Below are 21360 nucleotides of genomic sequence, written 5' to 3'. Positions count from 1 at the left end.
TAAAAAACGACAACGTGATGTAAAACTCTACGCTGTCGTTTTATTCGTTATTTACTGAATTGAGCTTCTTCATCATGTACGCTTACACAACTAGAGAAGCAAGACTTGTTTTTTTCTTGACTAAATTTTTAAGAGCAGATTCGTTATAGCCTACTACAAGCTTTTTGCCATCTGTTAAAATTGGTCGGCGAAGCAAACGAGGATGTTCAATTAATAGATTGACTACTTCAGATAGTGTCATGCTATCCACATCAACATTTAACTTTTTATATTCTTGACTTCTTTTAGCAAGAAGTTCATCCATCCCTTCTGTTGTCATAGAAAGAAGTTCAAGCATTTCTTTATGAGTAGGTGTTTCTCTAAATAAATGACGCTCTTTAAAATTCACATCTTCCTTCACTAGCCATTTTTTCGTTTTACGACAAGATGTACAGCTCGGGTACGTATAAAATTTAATTTCTTCCATATGAAACCCTCCCGTTTTTTAGTTATAGATTGTTTATATACATTGTACACGTTTTGTATAACTTTTGTATAGTATTTTGCACATGTTTTGTATAACTTTTTTTCTTCTGTCGTATTTCAAGGAAAAGATAGCGTTTTCAGGAAAGAAAGGATGTATTATAATGGAAAAGTATCGATATAGTTTCATAAGTGCTTTCTAGTGCTTACACAGCGATGACATTCATCATGACACTAACTAAGTTTGATAAAGGAGGAAATGGACGTGGAACGAATGTACCGTGTAATGGGGTTCTGGACAGCAATTTTCACTGTAATGTTTTACCTCGGTCACATGCATAAGACTTCTTTACTCTTTTTAGCTCAAACAGGCTTTTTTGTAATTCTTAGTTATTTAAAGCTGTCTGAAAGAATGTACATTTACGTTTTCGGAGCATATTTGACCGTCTTTTTTGTGGGGTTCACGTACTGGTCAACTTTTATGATGACACCAGGACAGTAAAGAGAAAAGCGATGGGCTTCCATCGCTTTTTGTATTCTTAAAAACCATTTAGGAAAGGATTTTGATCCATTTCGTGTCCCACAGTTGTTTCAGGTCCGTGACCGCTTAGCACAAGCGTATCTTCTGGAAGGGACAGCAATTTCGATTCGATGCTTTCTAACAGCTGAGCTTGATTGCCTCCAGGTAAATCTGTGCGTCCAATGCCGCCTGCAAAAAGCGCGTCACCAGATACTACAAAGTTACCCGATTTGAAATAATATGAAACGCTGCCAGGAGAATGGCCAGGCGTTTCGTACACCTCAAATTGGAATGAGCCAATTGTTAAATTGCCTTCGACTGAAATAATATCGGTTGCATCTGGAGCCGTAATTTCTCCTAAATCAAAAAATTTCGAACCGTTTAAATCACTATTATGAAGCCATTCTTTTTCATTTTTATGTACATAAAGCGGGATAGAGTAGTGATTCATCACTTCATCTACTCCTCCAATGTGATCAAAATGAGCGTGTGTCAGCAAAATAGCCAACGGTTTATACGTTTGTTTTTCTAGAAATTCAACGAGCTGTTTTCCCTGAGCTCCCGGGTCAAAAACTAAACACTCTTTTTTTTCGTTAGCAACGACATAACAATTCGTTTGAATAGGTCCTAGCGGTATACGATGATAGTTCATAATGTATCCTCCTTGTAAAATTTATTTCCGTTATATGCATTATCATACACACATCATCTTATAAATGAAAGTAAGGACCTTTCTAAGCTAATAAGGCGAAAGAAAGATTGGTTTTCATCTCGACAAACGGTTAGAAAAGTTTTACAATTAAAGGGATAAGCTAATGATAGCGCTTTAATTTTAAGTTGCCTAAAGGAGGTTTCTTCGAGTGGGTCTTATGATTATTTTTGCACTAACAACATTGCTAGGCGTATTTGCAGCTATTTCATCTTTTAGAAATAAAAACATATTAGGCATTGGTTTTTCGGTACTAACATTCGGTGTGTTCGGATGGTTTACCGTGATGACCATTATACATCACGGTTATCCGGCGGTACATCATTAAAAAAGCCACGCAAAGCATATGCTTTGCGTGGCTTTTCAAATAGATAGATATTCCATTGCCGCAACTAAAATAGCTTTGGTCGGATTATATACGCGTGATATTTGAGATAGAGGCAGCGGATTAATTCCTTTCCCCAGTTCTAAGGTGAACCCTAGCTTTTTCTTTTCTAAGATAAACCAATCCTTAAATCCAGCGTGACTATCAATCGTTTTGACTGCTTTATAACCGCTTACCCTTTCAAAATAACTGGCTATTTCCTCCGCTTCCGTCGGCTCTTCATTCATATACCCCCAGTAAAATTCTTCTCCTTGGGTATGTAAAGCAATCACACAATCAAAATTATGACGCTCAACGAGTTTTACCATTGCCTGCGCTTCAGGTTCAGACAGAGATTCATAACCTGGAAAGTCCCGATAATGCGGAGCTTTAGGTTCTTTGCGCTTTTTTTCAATTTCCCAATAAGCCGGAAACTGATTGTTTAAGTCTACCCCTCGGATATTTGCTTTCCAGCTTTGAAAATCAGGAAAATCTCTTCCTATTTTAGAAAGAAAAGACGCATAAGGTTCACTTACAGCAGGACCTTTTAAGACCAGATCTACTCCGTCTGGATTAACAATTGGAACCGCAGAAAGCGTAATTTGATTAAAAAGAGCTCTTGCTTCCTGCCCGTTCAACGCCTGGTCGTAATGAAGAGCAGCTAAATAATCTTCAACAAACTTTAGAAGAACATTTGTCGTAATCCATTCATTGGCATGAAAAGACGCATTAATATGAACCTTTCTTTCTCCGTTTCCAATTAAAATATGAGGAATCGGCTTTCCAAGCACGCTGCACCCTATCCATTCAAGAGAACCATAGGGGTAGTACGTCAAAAGTGTTTGGATATCTTGTATTGTTCGTGTGTAATCGTAGGGCTTTTGGATATCTACAATTTGCATAATCTTCACTCCTTTACACTATGTATATGTAAAGATTGAAAAGATGCATGATAAAAAAGCGCTTTGACTAAATGTCAAAGCGCTTTTTTATCTCAGTTAGATTCTTGCTTATTATTCAAAATAAGATTTAACTAACCAAGCTCCTCCAATAATTCCCGCATCGTTTCCTAAAGTAGCGATTGCTAGTTCAGCACCTTGCGCTACGCGAGGAAATGCAAAACGTTTGAAATAATCTCTTACCGGTGCAAGTAATACCTCGCCTGCACGAGACACACCGCCGCCTAGAACGATCTTCTCAGGGTTTAATGCATTAGCAGAGTTTGCTAGTGCTAGACCTAAATGAAAGGCAACTTTATCTACAACATGCATAGCTAACTCGTCTTTTGAACGAGCTGCATCAAATACATCTTTAGATGTAACTTGTCCATTTTGTTCTAACACTGTGCGAAGCTCACTTGGTTTGTCCGTTTCCGTTAACTCTTCCATTGTTAAACGTACAATTCCAGTTGCTGAAGCAATTGTTTCTAAACAGCCGGTTTTGCCGCAGTTACACGGTGCCCCGCCTTCAGGAATAGAAGTAATGTGCCCGATCTCACCAGCGGCTCCATTTACGCCTTGTACAATTTCACCGTTTGCAATGACGCCACCGCCAACGCCTGTGCCAAGCGTAACGCAAAGTAAATCTTTTGCTCCGTCTCCAGCACCCTTCCACATTTCTCCAATCGCTGCAATGTTTGCATCATTGTCTACTACAACAGGAAGAGAAGTTTCTACTTCCAAGATATCTTTGATAGGGAATTTTTCCCAACCTAAATTGACAGCTACTTCAATCGAACCGTTTGCAAAGTTGACAGGCCCCGGTGCACCAATACCAATTCCTACTAACCTTGATTTTACTTCTCCAAGATCGTTTAACTTTTTATCAATTGCTTTTGCAATATCTGTTGGAATTTTACGGCCTTGCTCGCTCACATCCGTATTAATTTCCCACTTGTGAATGATTTCTCCATAATGATTAATAAAGGCCATTTTTATTGTTGTACCGCCTAAATCAACTCCAACTAACCATTTGTCATCCATGTTCATTCATCCTTTTTCTCTTTTTGTTGTTTTAACTCTCGACGAAGCAAAAGAATTGCCATTTGGTAATCACGTACATCAATCAAGTTAGACTGATATAACTCTTTTACTTCCGCTTCCATCAGCTCTAAATCAGCAATACGATCGCCCACGTATATAAAAATGCCGAAGGACTTTAATAATTGTTGTACATCATATAACGTATTCATTCTGTCACCTTTATCCTATTTTCTAGGTGATATGATTCATTTATTTTGAGATAACTCAACAGTCATTCAGTCATAAACAGCGGCCGTATTTAACGCCCACTGCTAGGTCTACATATTAATATTCTAGTAAACGTTCTCACAATAGTAAAGTATAAAATATTAAATTCGTCATTCAACAGTTTTAATTTCCTAGCTCTTGCTTCAGCTTTTCGTATTTTTCATTTTGCGGTTCAAGCACAATTGCTTTATCGATATTTTGTGTGGCCGCTGGAATATCATTCAGTTTCATATTCACCAGAGCTAACTCGTAATACGCCTCATGAAAAGTTGAATCATACTTTACAGCCTGATTCAATTGCTGTTTAGCTTCTTTATAATTTTCAAGATAAAATTCTGCGCTAGCACTGACGAAATACACGTTACTATTTCCTGTTCCTTTTTCAACAAAAAGCTTAATGGCATCTTTTGCTTCTTCATACTGCTTCTGCTGAAGATACGTAGCAGCTACGCTGAGTGCATAGGGCTCATCTTGATAAACAGAACGCTCATGATATCCATAAAAAAGCAGACTTCCTACTAATAAAAGCGTGCAAATGAAAGCCGGAATCTGAATATACAGCTTTTTTTGTTTCGGTAAACTGACGATGCTCGCAGCTAAAAATCCGCCAACCAAACCGCCAATATGCCCTGCATTATCGACGTTCGGCGCAACAAATCCAAAAATCAAGTTAATCACAATGATTACAATGAAACTCGATCCCATTGTTCGAAAAAAGAAGCGTGGATTTGTTCTTGCTAAAAACAGTAAAGCTCCAAAGCAACCGAAAATGGCCCCTGAGGCTCCTGCGGAAATGGACGTATTCCATATAAAACTTCCTAGAGATCCTGCAAACCCGGCAAATATATAAATAAAGACAAAACGCCCGCTGCCATATATCCTCTCTACAAGCGTTCCTAAATAATACAGGGCTACACTATTCATAAGCAAATGCAGGAGTCCTATATGCAAAATTATAGGTGTAAAAAAACGCCACCATTCGCCTTCCATAATTAACGGGTTGTATTTAGCTCCGTATTGAATCAGAGTGAGCGTATTTTGTGTACTGCTCTTCCACTCCAGAAATAGAAACATTAAGATTTGCAGCGCTAAAAATATATATGTAAAAATAGGCTTCCCGTATCCAGCTATTTGCTGTTCTTCGCTTTGTTTTTTCTGTACAAAAAGCACAATTTTATGTTTCCACTGCTCTATTCGCTGTGCTTCTTCTTCGGAAGAGCAATTGTCTGCGCTTTCTAATGTAAGACCCAGCCGTTCGAATAGAGGTTCATAAGCGCTTGCTTTTTCTGCCGTTAGTTGTTCAACGTAACTATTCACTTTAGAGGGACTTGGCGCACTTTCTAAGGACTGCTCTGTATAAAAAGGATCAAAATCAGCAAAGTAAATCGTGTTAAGAGTAAGCGTTGAGTTACCTCTCTGCTTTCGCACATTCTCAGCTCTTTGTAATGCATACAATACATCTTTTTGCTGCTCAACGGCTGATTTAAAATTCCGGCGGACTATACGGACGATTGACTTATCTTTACGATGCGAAGACTGAAACCATAGCTCTGAAGCATCAGCTTTCATCGAAATCAGCTCGTATGAAGAATGGCCAAGCAATTGCTGTGCCAGCTGCAAATAATAAAAATCTTGCCTAGACAAATAGTCACCTCCTCACACTCTCTATATGTAAAGATGGCAGAAAGCCAGGAAAAAAGCAACGATTTTCCCTTTTTCTTTTTCTACAAAAAAACACCTTACAAGTCTGTAAGGTGTTTTTTATGTATCTTTCGCTCTTAGCGGAAGACCTGCTTCATTAAACGATCCCGAACAAACGGCAAATTAAAAAATGAACGAACAGCTAGACTGCGGATAAATGAATTTCCAAACAGCGAATTTAAAACACGGTATCTCATTTGATAGCCCAGCGTTCCAACAACTAAAAGCGTAAGTACTAATACAATATGTCTCATTTTCAAGCCTCCTTACGTTTACTTTGCTCCTATGACGAACATTTTATGCTCTTATATAGGTAAAAGCAGGATAAGGATTCCGCCTGTAAAAGCAGCAAGCAAAATAGCGGCAAGATTCACAACATCATTGTTAAAGAAAGTTATTCCTTTCTCTTTTATCGTTGGCTTACGGCAATGGTCTTTCCGTTCCGTTTCAATACCGCAGCTTTGACAGCGAAAGCGAACTTGCACACTTGCCCCAAGAACAGTGTCTATAGCGTTTCCACTAAAACCAAAGCACCCGACTAGCAATATACTACTCAGCGATACGGATGGAAAAGCAAAATAACAAGCGGCAGCGATAAGAAAAGCTCCGGCTGCTCCGGCTGCTGTACCTAAAAGTGAAACGGCTCCTGAGGTACCCGCTTCTACTCTCTTTAATGTCCAAAGGTAAAACGGCGGCTTCTTACTAAGAGACCCTATTTCAGATGCCCATGTGTCCGCATTAGCAGCTGAGATACTGATCATAAACATCCACATGTAAACAGGAAAAGCTGTTGCTGCATATAACAAACCGCAAGCAGCAGCTACACCTCCATTAGCAAGGACTTGAATATAATCTCGTCTGTCGTGCTTCTCTAGCTTTTCTTCTAATGCGCGTTTTTTTTCTTTTTTGTACTTACTACACAACGTAGAAGTGCTAAAAAATAAGAGTAAGAGTAAAAAACCTTGAAGCGAAAAACCGATATAAACGCTCGCTCCTACGATAAAAGACATGCAGGCTCCCGATACTGTCAGTGCTTTTGCTATGTAGCCTGCTCCTGCCATGAGTAATATTACAATTATCATGACAGCATCAAACGGATTCACAGCAAATAAGCTCCTTCTCTGTCAAAATATATTCAACGGGAATATCATGAGATTCATGTGGGACCTCTGAAACGACTTGACAATCAAACGCAAGGCTTAGCTTCTGTCCGGTATAATCTGTTAGATAACGATCGTAATAGCCGCCTCCATAGCCGATACGATATCCATTTTTGCTATATACCACGCCAGGCACAAGGAGTAAATCAATTGAAGATTTTGAAACGGGAACAGTTTCTTCAACAATTGGCTCCGCTAACCCGTAGTACACTGTTTCAAGCTGTGAAAAATTCGTAATCTCGTAGAAAACCATTTGAGATGTTGTGGGGTTGCATTTTGGAACAGCTACTTTCTTTCCATCTTTCCAAGCACGTTCAATGATGGCTTTCGTATTAACTTCTTTATTTCTTGAAACCGTAGCTGCAATGACTCTAGCTTCTTTCCATAAACAAGTTTCATACAGTGCATTTGCTATGCTTGTTGAATGTGCCTCGTGCTGCTCTTCAGAAATTAAATTAAGAACGCGCTTCATCTCTTTGCGCAGATGAGATTTCATTTTAATTCCCCCTATAAAAAAAACAGCAGGATTGTACTCCTACTGCTTACTTTGTTTCACGATGAAGTGTAACTTTTTTAAGTCTTGGGCTGTATTTTTTTAACTCAAGACGATCTGGGTTATTACGCTTGTTTTTAGTTGTAATGTAATTACGGTCACCAGTTTCAGTGCAAGCTAATGTAACGTTTACGCGCATCTATTTTCCCTCCAAACATTATAAACATAAATCAGACTTTAATATAATATCATTTTTCGAAAGGAAATGCCAGTCTGTTTTTTTGAAGAAAGTCATTTAATTTCATTTCTTCACTTTTTCTTTCCTCTTAGAGCCCTGAGCTCCTTCTCTGCTACGCCTTATATATAGATGAAGTTTCTTGAAATAAGCAGAACTCTTTTTATGAGAGGCGTACTTCCTTTCTTTTAAATAAAAGCCATTATTTACACTCTTTGATACTCTTGTATTTTTTCTACAAAATATGCCGACAGCTTCTTGGCAGTCTGAGTGTTTAACGCCTCTGAATAAATATTTAATACAGGCAAGTGACCATCAGGCAAAATAAGCGTCCATTCATGGGGATCATGGTAAATCTTTAAGCCATCAATGACATACACTTGTTTACCGATTGCTTCTTCTAATAGTTTCTTCATCACTTGTTCTTGAATTTCTAGCGGACATGAAATATACCGCCAGTTCATATAAGCGTGCGGGACATATTGAATCATTTCAGAAATTTTCCGCTGTTGCACCATAATTAATTCGATCAGCTGACATAAAGCGTACATGGCATCTAACTGAAATTGAACGGGCCCCAAAAGACTAAGCAAATCACGTTTTTTTGCTTTTGTCCTCATAAATGATTGATTGAGAGATTGAGCAAATGTTTCTAGTGTGGATGAATAGTGTATAGGAATAGGAACGAATGCTACTTTTTTTGTCATGTATACGCTATAAATATAAAGCGACATAATTTCTGAGTCATTTACGCTGCAGCCTTTTTCATCATATAGAGCAAATGTTTCTCCATCTTCTTTAATCTGAATACAAAAAGACAGCTTATTTCGTTTAATTATTCGTTTGATTTCTTCTGTTTTCTCCCATTTGTTTAAAAATAAAACGTGGACACGAAGACGCTTACATAATAATTCGACAACTTCCTGTATAAACGGCGAACAAATCACGCCAATCCTCGTACTGTCTTCTAATAAAATATGCTGATTAATTGATTTTACTAAAGCATCGCAATATTCTTCCCTGATATTTCCTATGCTTGTTTCTTTAAGTGAAACAGAAGTTGTTATGTTTGCTTTTTTAGCTTGAAGGTACATCCGCTCAATCTTTTTTTCAATAAGCTGATTAACTAATTGCCCTTTCTTATCATATATTTCTAAAAAGAGGCCGCTGTTTTTGCTATCCACACCAATATAAATACCAATGCTCGCTTGTGAAGTCATCATGTAATATCGAAATACCGGAAGAGCTTCTTTTTTAATATCATACACAGCTGAATGATTACTTCGTAAAAAAGAAAAGCATTCTTTGCGAAGTTGAATGGCTTCTCCTTCATCATCGCTTGCTAGACAGAACGACCCTTGGTGTTTGCATACAAGTAATAACGCATTGTATAGTCTTTCTCGATCAACAGATGAATGTACATACAGGCGACCGTTTTTGAAGATAGAAACATCTGGTTTTACAGAAAGTTGAGGTAGCACTTGATTTTCAGCTACTGTATCTTGGACATACGTAGTCATTGCTTGAACATTTACATAGGGACCTATCGTAGCGTTGTATAAAAACGATTCTGCCCCCACCGTTACGTTTTGAAGCAAAATCGTTTTATCGATTGCAGCATGTGCTTCTATGATACTATTGGTTCCGATAATCGTGTAAGGACCAATTGAAGCACCTTTTCTAATCACCACATTTTCTCCTACGTAAACCGGATCGTAAATAGTCACCCCTTCTTCTATAAGCGCGTCATCTGAGACAATACTTTCCTGTCTATTGCCAAACCACTTCCTCCACAAATCATAGTGTGCTTGACGATAATGGTGGATTTGCCCAATATCAATCCAATAATCTTCCGTTACAAAACTGCACACAGTATGATTATATTCCAAAAGAAGCGGGATAATGTCAAAGCTAAAATCTGTAGGACCATAAGAATTCACGTAATCAAGAACGGATTTTTTGATCACATACACTCCCGTATTAATCAATCGGCTATTGGCCTGTTCGTAGGTCGGTTTCTCTACAAATCCCGTGACTCGATGCCCTTCATCTATCGTCACCACTCCATAACCCCGCACGTCGTTTACTTCTTTTGTAACAATGGTCATTTCGCTTTTTTGTTCATAATGAAAATGAATAACGTCTTGAAGATTAATTTCTGTTAAGGCATCTCCACTAATAATAATACAGTCTTCCTCAATAAAGGCCTCTGCTCGCTTAATTCCACCCGCTGTTCCAAGAGGCTCTTTTTCGATAAAATAAGTAAGCGTCACTCCCCACTGAGAGCCATCCCCAAAGTATTCAATAATTTGTTCATGCCTATACTGCAGCGTAATCCCAATCTCTGTAATTCCATGTTTCTTAAGCAGTTCAATGCTATATTCCATCACAGGTTTATCGTAAAGCGGCAGCATAGGCTTTGGAATCGTATAGGTCAAGGGCTGCAGTCTTGTTCCTTTACCGCCAGCAAGTATAATGGCTTTCAATTTTTTGCCTCCCTCCTTTTTTTATCCTGGCAAATGTGATGTTGAAACAGCTTACTTGTATCAATAGCGATTTTTTCCCAGCTAAACATAGTTGTTGCTTTTCTATACCCATTTTCGCTGATTTTTGCAGCCGTTTTTTCATTTTTTAACAAAAATTCAATACAGTTGATTAATTCGAGCGTATCTCCTCGGGCAAACGTCAGGCCCGTGTCGAAATGTGAAACAATATCGCTTAGACCTCCTGTATCGGCAACGATAGTTGGCTTCTTGGCTACCATCCCCTCTAAAGCCACAATTCCAAAAGGTTCATATAAACTTGGAAAAACAACCATTTTGCAAGCTTGAAGAAGCTGATTTCGTTCGTTATCGGTAATGTATCCAATAAAATACACGTATTTGTCTAGTTGCTTTTCACTTACCTGTGTTCGAAACTCATGAAGTAAAGGCCCTTTTCCTGCTACAACGAATTGAACATCTATTTGTTTTTTCTTAAATAGTTCCGCTGCTTCAATAAATAGCTGAAATCCTTTTTCATATACAATTCGTCCAATTGAAAAAATAATAGGGGCCTTTCTAAAATTATATTTCTTTTGTAAACTTTCTTTTAACCGCTCATTTACTGCGTCGACTACCAGCTGCTTGTCAATTCCATTTGGAAATATAGCAATTTTATCTTGCTCTACGTGAAATAAAGTGATTAATTCTTTCTTCATATAGTCGCTGCAGACAATGATTGAGCTTGATTGTCGAATCAGCTCCTCTTCCTGCAAGTGAATTTTCTGCTGCATGTCATTATGAATACCATTATTGCGCCCATGTTCTGTTGCATGAATGGTCGTAATTAGCGGTCTATCCGTTTTATCTGCTAAACATTTTGCAGCGGATGCAACAAGCCAGTCATGAGCATGAATAACGTCAAAAGACAGCTTGTAGCCTAACTGCAGTCCTCTAAGAGCCATAGCCACGTTCAAACTGTTTACCCATGTCAAAAAATCCGGATGATGAGGCTGCAGGCTTTTAACTCGGTAAACATGAACACCGTATAAACGCTCATATTCCGGCAGCCCCTCTACATACGTTGTTAATACACTAACATGATGGCCCGCCTTTGCTAACGCTCTGGATAAATCAAATACATGTCGTGCAAGTCCTCCGATAACTAGAGGAGGGAATTCCCATGCAAGCATTAAAATGGAGAGACCGCCTTTATATTGATTTACTGATAAAGCCGCCGGCTCTATCTCTTTTGTAGGGTATAAAAAAGAACTTCCTGAAAGAAAACTGTTTTCGCTATCCATCCTTGGATTCTCTTCGTGACAAAGAAAATCAAATAGTTTTACTTGCCTTTCGTATTCATCTCTGACTTTTTCAAAATTATAAAGCCAATCGCTGCTACTTAAAAGGAGCCACTGTCGGTAGATAGCATTCACCACGCTAGGATGTTTAGAATCGATAAAATCTAGCATCGCCTCTGACTTCTGTACGGTTGAAATAAACAATTGATTGTTCTCACTAACAAATTCAGCGCTTTTTGTTGCACCGTAGAGTGCAAGAGTTTCGTTTTGATGAAACTCTATATCCCTCGCGTAATCTAAAGGATATTGAAATGTACCGCTTGCTGCTTGCATTCGCTGAAAGCCAAGCGTGTCCTTAGCCTTCAAATCCAAAACAGCGCTCGCTTTATTCATTGTTCCTTCCTCAACTTGTTTTCCTTGCTTAGGATATGGAAACAAGATAATGCCAGCAGGCGACTTTTTTAGTTCATCTGTTGATGACTTCACAAAGGTATAGCGCATTTCATGAGATTTTAGGAGCATATCTACTTGATGAGTATACTCTCCTTGCTGTATAAAAAAACCGACGGGCCTTTTTTCAAAAAACTGTTGAAAAACACGTATTGCTTCTGTAATTTGGAGATTTAATGTTTGTTCGGTTTTAAGGGTGGAAACGAACGCGTTCGTTACGGTAGTAGGAATACATTCCATCATGTCATGCTGAAAGAAATATTTGCAGGCTGAGAACAAGCTCCCGTTCCACTTTTTTAAAAAAGTGAGTGCTCTCTGATGCTGCCGGCTTGAAAACTGGTGTAAATATTGAGCGTAACGAGTGTTAAACTCCTCGTCGTTTAATGCGTTCAAACACACACAAGACATCACAGCTGTTGCACCTATCAATTTCTTAGACTCAATTTGATCTAAAAAAGGGATGAACTCGTTCGTTACTTGTTCAAACAGCGGATACTCACTCTCTGTTTGAAGTACATGTAGCAACGGACAATGCATATAAGTTAAAAGAATACAGTCATCACTATTCATATTGCTTCTTCACCTGCTCCAAGTCATTTGAATATAAGGAATATGTGCTAAATTCATTTTGAACACCCTGGTGAACTTTTACAGGTTCGTACATCCAGCCTAACGAAGTTACATTCACTTGTTCATGTTGTTCTTTCATCAAATAAACTGGATTCGAACGAAGAAGGGAAAAAAAACTTCCTTCTTTATCTTGAATACCAATATCTATTACATACGTGCGCTCACTTTCCAAGCTGTTCATAAACATGAAGTCTTGCTTAGGAGTAAGACCCTTCATATAATAGCGGTTTGATTCATGGCCGTTAAAATGAAGACCTGTTATATCATACGTACACATAGCTAGATTCAATTCTTCCCACCGTGTCGAAAACATAATTTCTACCATCTCTCGAATATGCTCAGAAAACGACCAGTGAACATAAATACGAGATGAGTCAAGCTGAGTAGCTATACACACATTTAAGTTTTGAATAAGATTAGCAGCCACTGTTTTATCACTTCGTTTCTTAGAATGTTTTTTCTACATATAAATGCCGTATAAACTTATTAACATCTTACCATTCAGAAAAAGTTGCCACAATAAACGCAATTTGTCGATTTGTGTTAAAAATTCAGGTTAACATAGTAATTATAATTTACTAACAAAAAAACCTCTTCGCTTATTAGAAGAGGTTTTTCTACTATTCGTTTAAGTCGTAGCGTTTGCCTTTTACAAGGTAAAATACGCTTTCTGCTACGTTAGTGGTATGATCAGCCATACGCTCTAAATAGCGGGCTACAAATAAAAGCTGCGTAATTTGGTTCATAGCCTCCTGCTTTTCTTTAGCAAGACTTAAAAGTTCTTTGATTGTTATTCCGTAAAGTTCATCCACTTGATCGTCCATTTCCGCTACTTTTTTAGCCAGCACAAGATCTTCCTCGTGATAAGCTTTTAACGAAAGGCTCAACATTTCAATCGAAATATCGTGCATTTTCTTTACGTGTTCTAACGGCTTAATTAATTCTTCGTTTCCAATTCGTATAGCTGATTTTGCTACGTTAACCGCAAAATCTGCCATACGCTCAACATCCGAAGCAATTTTAATTGCCACAATGATACGTCTTAAATCGATAGCCACCGGCTGCTGCTTTGCGATCAGTAAGATAGCTAGGTCATTAATTTCTTCTTCTAAGTCATCCACGTATGAATCGCCGTCGATAATTTCTAGCGCCAGCTCAACGTTGCTTGTTTGCAACGCTTCAATTGATTTTGATAGCGCCTCATGCGTTAAGCGCCCTATTTCTAATAATTTTTCACGTAATATCTTTAAATCACCATGAAACTTTTCGCGTACAACCACTCATCCCATCTCCTTGTATGTCTTAACCGAAACGACCTGTAATATAATCTTCTGTGCGTTTATCAGATGGCATTGAGAAGATTTTATCTGTTTCTGCGTACTCTACCACTTCTCCATTTAAGAAAAATGCTGTTTTATCTGAAATACGTGCCGCTTGCTGCATATTGTGGGTAACAATAATAATGCTGAAGTCTTTCTTTAATTCTTGTACTAACTCTTCTACTTTTAATGTTGAAATTGGATCGAGCGCAGAAGTAGGCTCATCCATTAAAATAACGTCAGGTTCAATTGCCAAGCAGCGCGCAATACAGATACGCTGCTGTTGTCCACCTGACAACCCATTTGCATTTTGATTCAAACGATCTTTAACTTCGTCCCAAATAGCTGCTCCTCGTAAACTTTTTTCAACAATTTCATCTAGTTTTTTCTTGTTGCGAACGCCATGAATTCTTGGACCGTACGCAATATTATCATAAATAGATTTCGGGAACGGATTTGGCTTTTGGAAAACCATTCCTACTTGCGTGCGCAGCTCTTCCACGTGGTACGATTTATCAAAAATATTTTTCCCTCTATACTCAATCTCACCTGATGTACGGACAATTGGAGTCATTTCTACCATACGATTTAACGTTTTAATATATGTTGATTTTCCGCAGCCTGATGGACCGATGATCGCGGTAACTTCGTTAGCATGAATGTCTAAATCAATATTTTTTAAGGCATGTGTATTGCCATACCATAAATTCAAACCTTTTGTTTTATATACAATTTCTTTTGTTTGCGGAGTATTTACTTTTTCTTTATTAGTCAATTCCATTGTTATTGCCATTGGATAATCCTCCTTCATCGTCTTTAACCGTTTTGAGCACAATAAAAGTCTCTCTATGTCTATTTAATATCTATTGTTTACTATCAGTGTAAATAAATACGAGAAGCCGAAACGCTTCCCCTTATTTTGATCATTTCTATTAATCCTTACACTTACAGAATAATAGCCGACTATTAATTGTGTTTTAACTCAATGTAAAGCTTTTGTAAACGAAGGTCTATCTGCGTATTTTTTAGGTAAAAAACTAGTTCTTACGACCCTTAAATTCAATAAAAAACCATATATGTAAAGATTTTTAACAAAAAAAAGAAGGGGTAGAGACATAACTAAATCAATTCAATCTAAAGATGGATAAATTAGATAAATAAGCCACTATGAATTACTTCCGACACCACTGTTGATTTTCGTGCAAGACTTCGCTTTCCACGAACGGCCGGTGAGTCTCCTCGTCGCTTCGCTTTTCCTGCAGGAGTCTTCACCTTGCCCTCCAATCAACCGCTAAAAGCACCTACATACACGAAATCTACGTTCACCCTACAAATAAAAAATCCGAACAAAGTTGATTCTTAACCAACTTTGTTCGGATCTTAACTTCAATTAATATGTTTTTGTTCCAGCCTCTTTAATTGGCGTCGTTTGCAATGACAGCCTGTTGATTCTCTTCTTGGTCTTTTACTTCTTGTTCACCTTTTTTCTTTAAATCAAAATACGTATCGAGCGCAGAACGAGCAAGCTCTTTTGTAATGGTATTTGGTGCACTTGGCACAAATGCCGATGGTACCACCACAGCTACTGCAATTTCAGGATTATTTGCCGGAGCAAAGGCCACAAAGTTTGAATTATTAACTTTAATAGGGTCCCCTCCGCTTGGGTTTTTCTCATAGGCTTGTGCCGTTCCTGATTTACCAGCAGGATTATAGTTCGCTGTATGGAAAGCTGCATACCCTGTACCGCCTTGTTCTTGCGTAACGCGCTTAAAGCCACTTTGAACATCTTTAATGTATTCTTCTTTCATCGTGATACGATTTAACACATCAGGCTCAAATGAATGCTGCGTACCGCCAATTTCATCGGTTTTAATCGTTGGTTTTCGGATTTCTTTTACTAGCTGCGGCTTAATGCGATACCCTCCATTAGCTATTGCAGAAGTATATTGAACAAGCTGCAGCGGCGTGTATGTATCATACTGACCAATTCCTAAATCAAGCGCCGTACCTGGAACATCGCTTCCACCTTGGACACCTGTTGATTCGTTATCAAGGTCTATGCCTGTTGATACGCCTAAGCCGAACTGACTGTAGTAAGAACGCAGTTCGCTGAATGTATCAGGTTTAATCGGTAAAGTCATGTTTTTATGATACTGTAACCCAGCCATAGCCATTACCGTTTTAAACATAAATACGTTGGATGAATATTTTAACGCAGATGAATACGTTAAGGGTCCTAGCCCTTCAGCCTCAGCTGATTTTTTAACCGGTGTTCCTTTAATTTTTAACGGTTCATCAACGAACACTGTGTTTGGCTTAATAGCTCCTGAATCTAAGCCGGCTAAAACCGTTGCTCCTTTTACAACAGAGCCCATTGTATAAGATGTTGAAATATTTCCCAATGAAAAATCTTCTATTTTAGGCGCTCCAGTCTTCTTATCAATGGTGTATTTTTTACCTGCCATTGTTAAAATTTCTCCTGTGTGAGGATCCATCATAATAACAAAAGCACGGTCTAAAAATTGCGTTCCTTTCATTTGCTTTTTGGCTAAAAGCTGGTCCGTAATTTGTTTTTCTACTGCTTTTTGAAGCTCCATATCAATAGTTAAAACCAAATCACTGCCGCGTTCACCTTTAGACACTTGAATTGTATCAAGGAGATTTCCTTTTTTATCTGTTACATATTGAACTTTTTCTTTTTGACCACTGAGCTGGGCTTCGTATTGCTTCTCTAAATAGCTCGTCCCAACTTGGTCATTTCGGCTATAGCCTCTTGACAAGTAATACTGTACTTTATCTTTGGGCAGTCCTTCGTTGGCAGATGATACATTTCCAAGCAAAGTACGGAGAGTACTGTTTTCTGGGTATGAGCGATCCCAATACGTTGTTGTATCAACACCTGGAAGTTCATCTAAGTGCTCACTTACAACGGCATACTCTTCATTTGTCACACCGCTCTTAACAATTTGCGGGGTGTTAGAGTAACCTGCCTCCATTTGGCGCTTAATAGCGAGAACTTCTAAATCACTCTTTAGACTTTCTAAATCTTTTTTAGAGATGCGGTCTAACTGATGTTGATACAGTTCGTCATCAGTCATTTCACCATCTTGAACTTTTTTGCGATCAGCTTGCGTAATTTTCTGTTCCGCTTCTTTAGGGTGAAGCATAATCCAATAATCCTTCATATCGCGTTCTGTAATTTTTACCACATTTTTAGCATCTTTATTCTTTTTATTTTCTGGAATATCAATCACATTTGTGGTGTAAGGAACATCGATCATAGTAGCTAACTTTTTAGCGATGCGCAGCCTTTCTTCAGCTGTATTTCCTTGAAAACGAGTATATGTAATCGTATTTAAAGAGGTATTATCTACAATTACGCGGTTATAACGATCGTACATTTTCCCTCGAGGAACAGGCGTACTGACCGTAACGTCCTGTGTTTTTTCGACTTCTCGTTCGTAATTCTCACCGTACACAATTTGAACAAGTCCCAACCGCAAAATTAATACGGAAAATAGGGCAAATACGGTCAAGAAAAGTAAGTTCACACGAAAAGGCACGTGACTTTTTCTTCTTTTTTTCTTTTTCATACCAACACCTACACTTTATAAAACATATATACCATAACACCATAAAATCAGACATTTAGCAAATAAATAGACACCTGGCAGGTGCCTATTTACACAACGTATTTATTCTAAAAGAAAAGCGAAGCATTTTCCATAGTACAAATGAAGGAGCTGACAACACTCTAAGCTGGAGACTCTCCGTCTCCTTCATTTAATACCGGAGGAGTAACAGTCGTTTCTTTTTTGTGCAGAGGCTGTGAGATATGTCTCACACAAAAATAAATGATCGTATGCCCTGCTCCAACAATAGCTAATAAAATGGGGATACTTTTTGCTTCATCAAAAAATAGTACAGCTATTAAAAACAAAGATATGGAAACGACGCGCCCAATATTCAGAAATACTTCTCTGACAACAATGTATTCAATTCTTTTTGAAACAACGTCTTTCGCTCGTCCAATCACATCGTATGTTAGAGAAATGAATGGAACCAACAAAATAGGATAGGCAATGGCAATACAAACAGCATATATAATTAACTTTGGATACGATAAGTTAAAGATAAGCAAAAAGACTGCTCCATAGAGAAGGAGGCCTCCTGTGAAGATAAACCGAAGGCGATTTTTTTGCTTAATAAACCTTGAGGCAACATAGTATCCTACAAACGCAACCGCTGAATTCACCAGTCCATATGTTCCTAAAGCTAATTCACTTCCCGTCGTAATAAATACCATGACGGATACAACAAAAATGAACGTACCTTCACGCAACCCTTGAAAGAAATGAGCCTGCAATATTCGATTCCAGTCTTTATTAACTTTTCGTTCAGCCCATACTTCTTTAAATTTGTATACTCCTTCCGCTGCGCGTCTTGTAATAAAAAAACTAAGCACAACGGCACCGATAAACAATAGAAGCGATACACCAAACACAATTTTATACCCAAGTGATTCATACAAAGCGGAAATAACAAAGCCCGCTCCTAAAGGACCAATCATCCCTGCAAAAGAGTTTAAGATCCCTAAAAATCCGTTGAAAAAGTCTCTTGTATCAGGTTCTGTAATTTCAAAAGTTAGCACATTAAAAGCTAGCCAATAAAAGCCGTATCCTATACCCAGCAGTCCACCAAGCAATACTAAATACTCGGCTGCGTTAGCTCCACTGACTAATACAGCGATATAAAAAACAGCTAAAAAAGATACACCTAACCTTAAAACCACAACCCGGTCAATTCGTTTGGCCCATTTACCTGCTAAAATAAACGTAAGCGGCTGAAGCACCACTACCGCTAAATTATAAATAGCGAGATCCGAAAATTCGCCTGATTGTTTCCACAGATAAATGTTAACAAACGAATTGGAAATTGAAATAGCCAAGGCATAAAGACCGCCTATAATTAAAAGCAAAAGTAAATCTTTACTAACTTCTACATCTCCAACTACTTTTTTTAATAAAGGCATATCAAAAAACTCCTTTTCTCTTCTACACCTAGTGTGTGAAAAAGAAAAGGAGATATGTAAAAGAATTGGAAAACAAAAAAGCCAGTAAAGGTAATAATTACTTTACTGGCTCTTAAATACGTCTTCAGCTTATTTTGCAGCGTCGTAACGCTTAGCAACTTCGTCCCATTTTACAACATTAAAGAATGCTGAAATGTAATCTGGACGGCGGTTTTGGTAATTTAAGTAGTAAGCGTGCTCCCAAACGTCTAGACCAAGAATTGGCGTTTTGCCTTCCATTAATGGGCTATCTTGGTTTGGTGTGCTTGTTACTTCTAATTCGCCGTTGTTTACAACTAACCAAGCCCAGCCAGAACCGAAGCGAGTTTTAGCTGCATTTGCAAATTCTTCTTTGAATTGATCAAAGCTGCCGAATTTGCTAGCGATAGCGTCTGCTAATTCACCAGTTGGAGCACCGCCGCCGTTAGGGCAAAGGATTGTCCAAAATAATGAGTGGTTCGCATGACCGCCACCGTTATTGCGTACTGCTGTACGGATATCTTCAGGAACAGCATCTAAGTTTGAAATTAACTCTTCAATACTTTTGCTTTCTAAATCCGCTTTGCCTTCAACAGCAGCGTTTAGATTTGTAACATATGTGTTGTGATGTTTTGTGTGGTGAATATTCATTGTTTCTTTGTCGATATGTGGTTCCAGTGCATCGTATGCATAAGGTAGTTCTGGTAATTTGTAAGCCATGAATAATTCCTCCTTCAAAATATGTAAGCATTTTGGCGCAAAAGCACCATATACGTTTAGATTAGCAAATTTACCCTACTGTTTCAAATAAAAAGTTCCTAATCCATGATTTATATTTACCTAATTCCCATTCGCTATTCTTTTAAACATAAAAAAAGCTTCTTTTTCTCAAAAGAAGCTTTGAATAGACAATAGTATGGCGGAGGAAGAGGGATTCGAACCCCCGCGGGCTTTAACACCCCTGTCGGTTTTCAAGACCGATCCCTTCAGCCGGACTTGGGTATTCCTCCAACCCTATAAATGGTGGACCCTGCAGGACTCGAACCTGCGACCGGACGGTTATGAGCCGTCTGCTCTAACCAGCTGAGCTAAGGGTCCACATGGCTCCACAGGTAGGACTCGAACCTACGACCGATCGGTTAACAGCCGATAGCTCTACCACTGAGCTACTGTGGAACAATATGAATTATGTATGTCACAAACGCAAATTGGAAAATAGCGGCGGAGGGGATCGAACCCCCGACCTCACGGGTATGAACCGTACGCTCTAGCCAGCTGAGCTACACCGCCATGGCTCCACAGGTAGGACTCGAACCTACGACCGATCGGTTAACAGCCGATAGCTCTACCACTGAGCTACTGTGGAACAATATAACATTTACTAGCGACATTAAAAATTTAACATGTTTCTAGCCTAAAGTCAATAGATTATTTTAAAACAGCGTATAAAAAATAGGCAATCATCAGCAGTTGAATAAATCCTTTTGAAATAGCGCCACTAAAAAAGCCAATAACCGAACCTACTCCAATTTTTACTGCGTTGCTAATTGTGGTCCGATGAACAATCAGTTCTCCTACAATCGCTCCGATAAACGGCCCTAAAATAATTCCAAATCCCGGAATAACAAACGGACCCACAAGCAGCCCAACTGTACTTCCCCAAACACCTGCTTTAGTGCCTCCGAATTTTTTCACACCAATAATATTAGCTATATAGTCTGCTAAAAAAAGTGCGACAACTAACAATCCTTGTATCACCCAAAATAACCAGCTATAGGAGCTAAAATCATAAAATAAACCGTATATAACAAATCCTAGAGCTACAAATAGCACGCTTGGGATGATGGGATAAACCAACCCAACAAACGATACAACAAAGCTAATGATAATTAATGCCCAACATAAAATAGCCATGCCCGCACCTATCCTTTTTATTATTACTATTTATCATACAATAATCACTCCTATAAAGAAAGACCTTGCACGACGAGTCCTTCCTTTATTTTACTTTCGAATACCTCTTCAAATAATGATTTTCGAGTGTACCTCTGCAATATTAACAGCACGGTCCTGAAGCTGCCCGTAATATCCCCAAAAACAATAACGGCAAAACCTGTACATATACGCATAAGATGTGCTTGTGACAAAACGCTCCACCGCATCATTGTAATTGGTAACGGTTTCTAAAATCTATTGTAAACCTTAAATTTTCGCTATAAAATAAGGTATAATCAGAA

Annotated in this window: 22 protein-coding genes and 5 tRNA genes; 2 read left to right on the top strand and 25 right to left on the bottom strand. The window is 38.4% G+C overall.

Annotation, left to right across the window (positions count from 1 at the left end; all coding sequences use genetic code 11):
* Positions 1 to 82: 82 nt before the first annotated feature.
* Positions 83 to 466, bottom strand: a complete 384-nt coding sequence (locus AC4NPH_RS13160) for a Spx/MgsR family RNA polymerase-binding regulatory protein (protein WP_013059178.1) — start codon at positions 464 to 466, stop codon at positions 83 to 85.
* A gap of 261 nt (positions 467 to 727) precedes the next feature.
* On the opposite strand from AC4NPH_RS13160, the gene AC4NPH_RS13155 reads away from it, so the two are divergent.
* On the top strand, positions 728 to 964 hold the full coding sequence (locus tag AC4NPH_RS13155) for a DUF2626 domain-containing protein (RefSeq protein ID WP_013059179.1): 237 nt from the start codon (positions 728 to 730) through the stop codon (positions 962 to 964).
* 37 nt (positions 965 to 1001) lie between these two features.
* Here the strand turns inward: AC4NPH_RS13155 and AC4NPH_RS13150 are convergent, their stop codons facing one another.
* Entirely contained in the window at positions 1002 to 1634 is a 633-nt protein-coding gene (locus tag AC4NPH_RS13150) for an MBL fold metallo-hydrolase (protein ID WP_014458225.1), read from the bottom strand.
* Between the two features lie 208 nt (positions 1635 to 1842).
* Between AC4NPH_RS13150 and AC4NPH_RS13145 the strand changes: the two genes are divergently transcribed.
* The gene (locus tag AC4NPH_RS13145) at positions 1843 to 2019 is read left to right on the top strand and encodes a DUF2759 domain-containing protein (protein ID WP_013059181.1); all 177 of its coding nucleotides are present in this window, start codon (positions 1843 to 1845) and stop codon (positions 2017 to 2019) included.
* 35 nt (positions 2020 to 2054) lie between these two features.
* Here the strand turns inward: AC4NPH_RS13145 and AC4NPH_RS13140 are convergent, their stop codons facing one another.
* From AC4NPH_RS13140 to AC4NPH_RS13030, 23 genes are all read right to left on the bottom strand, one after another.
* Positions 2055 to 2957, bottom strand: a complete 903-nt coding sequence (locus tag AC4NPH_RS13140; RefSeq protein WP_029320197.1) for a M14 family metallopeptidase — start codon at positions 2955 to 2957, stop codon at positions 2055 to 2057.
* A gap of 111 nt (positions 2958 to 3068) precedes the next feature.
* Positions 3069 to 4037, bottom strand: coding sequence for an ROK family glucokinase (locus AC4NPH_RS13135; protein ID WP_013059183.1), 969 nt, complete (start codon positions 4035 to 4037; stop codon positions 3069 to 3071).
* A 2-nt stretch (positions 4038 to 4039) separates the two neighbouring features.
* Positions 4040 to 4246 (bottom strand): YqgQ family protein, encoded by a 207-nt coding sequence (locus AC4NPH_RS13130; protein ID WP_013059184.1) that lies wholly within the window; start codon positions 4244 to 4246, stop codon positions 4040 to 4042.
* A 181-nt stretch (positions 4247 to 4427) separates the two neighbouring features.
* Positions 4428 to 5948 (bottom strand): rhomboid family intramembrane serine protease, encoded by a 1521-nt coding sequence (locus tag AC4NPH_RS13125; RefSeq protein ID WP_491938785.1) that lies wholly within the window; start codon positions 5946 to 5948, stop codon positions 4428 to 4430.
* Positions 5949 to 6082: 134 nt separating this feature from the next.
* The gene (yqgO, locus tag AC4NPH_RS13120) at positions 6083 to 6259 is read right to left on the bottom strand and encodes a protein YqgO (RefSeq protein WP_013059186.1); all 177 of its coding nucleotides are present in this window, start codon (positions 6257 to 6259) and stop codon (positions 6083 to 6085) included.
* Between the two features lie 51 nt (positions 6260 to 6310).
* On the bottom strand, positions 6311 to 7108 hold the full coding sequence (locus AC4NPH_RS13115) for a DUF92 domain-containing protein (RefSeq protein WP_064472132.1): 798 nt from the start codon (positions 7106 to 7108) through the stop codon (positions 6311 to 6313).
* The gene (locus tag AC4NPH_RS13110; RefSeq protein ID WP_013059188.1) at positions 7095 to 7661 is read right to left on the bottom strand and encodes a 5-formyltetrahydrofolate cyclo-ligase; all 567 of its coding nucleotides are present in this window, start codon (positions 7659 to 7661) and stop codon (positions 7095 to 7097) included. Before AC4NPH_RS13110 ends, AC4NPH_RS13115 begins: the two co-directional genes overlap by 14 nt.
* Before the next feature lie 46 nt (positions 7662 to 7707).
* The gene (rpmG, locus tag AC4NPH_RS13105; RefSeq protein ID WP_013059189.1) at positions 7708 to 7857 is read right to left on the bottom strand and encodes a 50S ribosomal protein L33; all 150 of its coding nucleotides are present in this window, start codon (positions 7855 to 7857) and stop codon (positions 7708 to 7710) included.
* A gap of 242 nt (positions 7858 to 8099) precedes the next feature.
* Entirely contained in the window at positions 8100 to 10379 is a 2280-nt protein-coding gene (locus AC4NPH_RS13100; protein WP_053487738.1) for a sugar phosphate nucleotidyltransferase, read from the bottom strand.
* A complete protein-coding gene (locus tag AC4NPH_RS13095) occupies positions 10376 to 12694 on the bottom strand; it encodes a glycosyltransferase (protein WP_098197264.1) in 2319 nt (772 codons plus the stop codon). The genes AC4NPH_RS13100 and AC4NPH_RS13095 overlap by 4 nt, the downstream gene beginning before the upstream one ends.
* Positions 12687 to 13181, bottom strand: coding sequence for a DUF4912 domain-containing protein (locus AC4NPH_RS13090; protein WP_098197265.1), 495 nt, complete (start codon positions 13179 to 13181; stop codon positions 12687 to 12689). Before AC4NPH_RS13090 ends, AC4NPH_RS13095 begins: the two co-directional genes overlap by 8 nt.
* 193 nt (positions 13182 to 13374) lie before the next feature.
* Positions 13375 to 14034, bottom strand: a complete 660-nt coding sequence (gene phoU / locus AC4NPH_RS13085) for a phosphate signaling complex protein PhoU (protein ID WP_013059193.1) — start codon at positions 14032 to 14034, stop codon at positions 13375 to 13377.
* Positions 14035 to 14056: 22 nt separating this feature from the next.
* The gene (gene pstB, locus AC4NPH_RS13080; RefSeq protein WP_370506071.1) at positions 14057 to 14854 is read right to left on the bottom strand and encodes a phosphate ABC transporter ATP-binding protein PstB; all 798 of its coding nucleotides are present in this window, start codon (positions 14852 to 14854) and stop codon (positions 14057 to 14059) included.
* A gap of 368 nt (positions 14855 to 15222) precedes the next feature.
* Positions 15223 to 15345 (bottom strand): hypothetical protein, encoded by a 123-nt coding sequence (locus AC4NPH_RS13075; RefSeq protein WP_255286092.1) that lies wholly within the window; start codon positions 15343 to 15345, stop codon positions 15223 to 15225.
* Positions 15346 to 15488: 143 nt separating this feature from the next.
* The gene (locus tag AC4NPH_RS13070) at positions 15489 to 17666 is read right to left on the bottom strand and encodes a peptidoglycan D,D-transpeptidase FtsI family protein (protein WP_025601560.1); all 2178 of its coding nucleotides are present in this window, start codon (positions 17664 to 17666) and stop codon (positions 15489 to 15491) included.
* Between the two features lie 161 nt (positions 17667 to 17827).
* A complete protein-coding gene (locus tag AC4NPH_RS13065) occupies positions 17828 to 19105 on the bottom strand; it encodes an MFS transporter (protein WP_013059197.1) in 1278 nt (425 codons plus the stop codon).
* Positions 19106 to 19234: 129 nt separating this feature from the next.
* A complete protein-coding gene (gene sodA, locus AC4NPH_RS13060; protein ID WP_013059198.1) occupies positions 19235 to 19843 on the bottom strand; it encodes a superoxide dismutase SodA in 609 nt (202 codons plus the stop codon).
* Positions 19844 to 20040: 197 nt separating this feature from the next.
* Positions 20041 to 20133, bottom strand: a tRNA-Ser gene (locus AC4NPH_RS13055).
* Between the two features lie 11 nt (positions 20134 to 20144).
* Positions 20145 to 20221: transfer RNA gene (locus AC4NPH_RS13050), tRNA-Ile, on the bottom strand.
* 3 nt (positions 20222 to 20224) lie between these two features.
* Positions 20225 to 20299 (bottom strand) — tRNA-Asn (locus AC4NPH_RS13045).
* 40 nt (positions 20300 to 20339) lie between these two features.
* Positions 20340 to 20413, bottom strand: a tRNA-Met gene (locus AC4NPH_RS13040).
* 1 nt (position 20414) lies between these two features.
* Positions 20415 to 20489, bottom strand: a tRNA-Asn gene (locus AC4NPH_RS13035).
* Positions 20490 to 20551: 62 nt separating this feature from the next.
* Positions 20552 to 21037 carry a DUF456 domain-containing protein gene (locus AC4NPH_RS13030; RefSeq protein WP_013059199.1) on the bottom strand — a complete coding sequence of 162 codons (486 nt, stop codon included), beginning with the start codon at positions 21035 to 21037 and terminating at the stop codon, positions 20552 to 20554.
* Between the last annotated feature and the right edge of the window lie 323 nt (positions 21038 to 21360).

The sequence above is a fragment of the Priestia sp. MDV22-iso46 genome (assembly GCF_058629175.1).
Note: the sequence above shows the minus strand (reverse complement) of the source record. Positions and strands in the feature narration are given on the sequence as shown.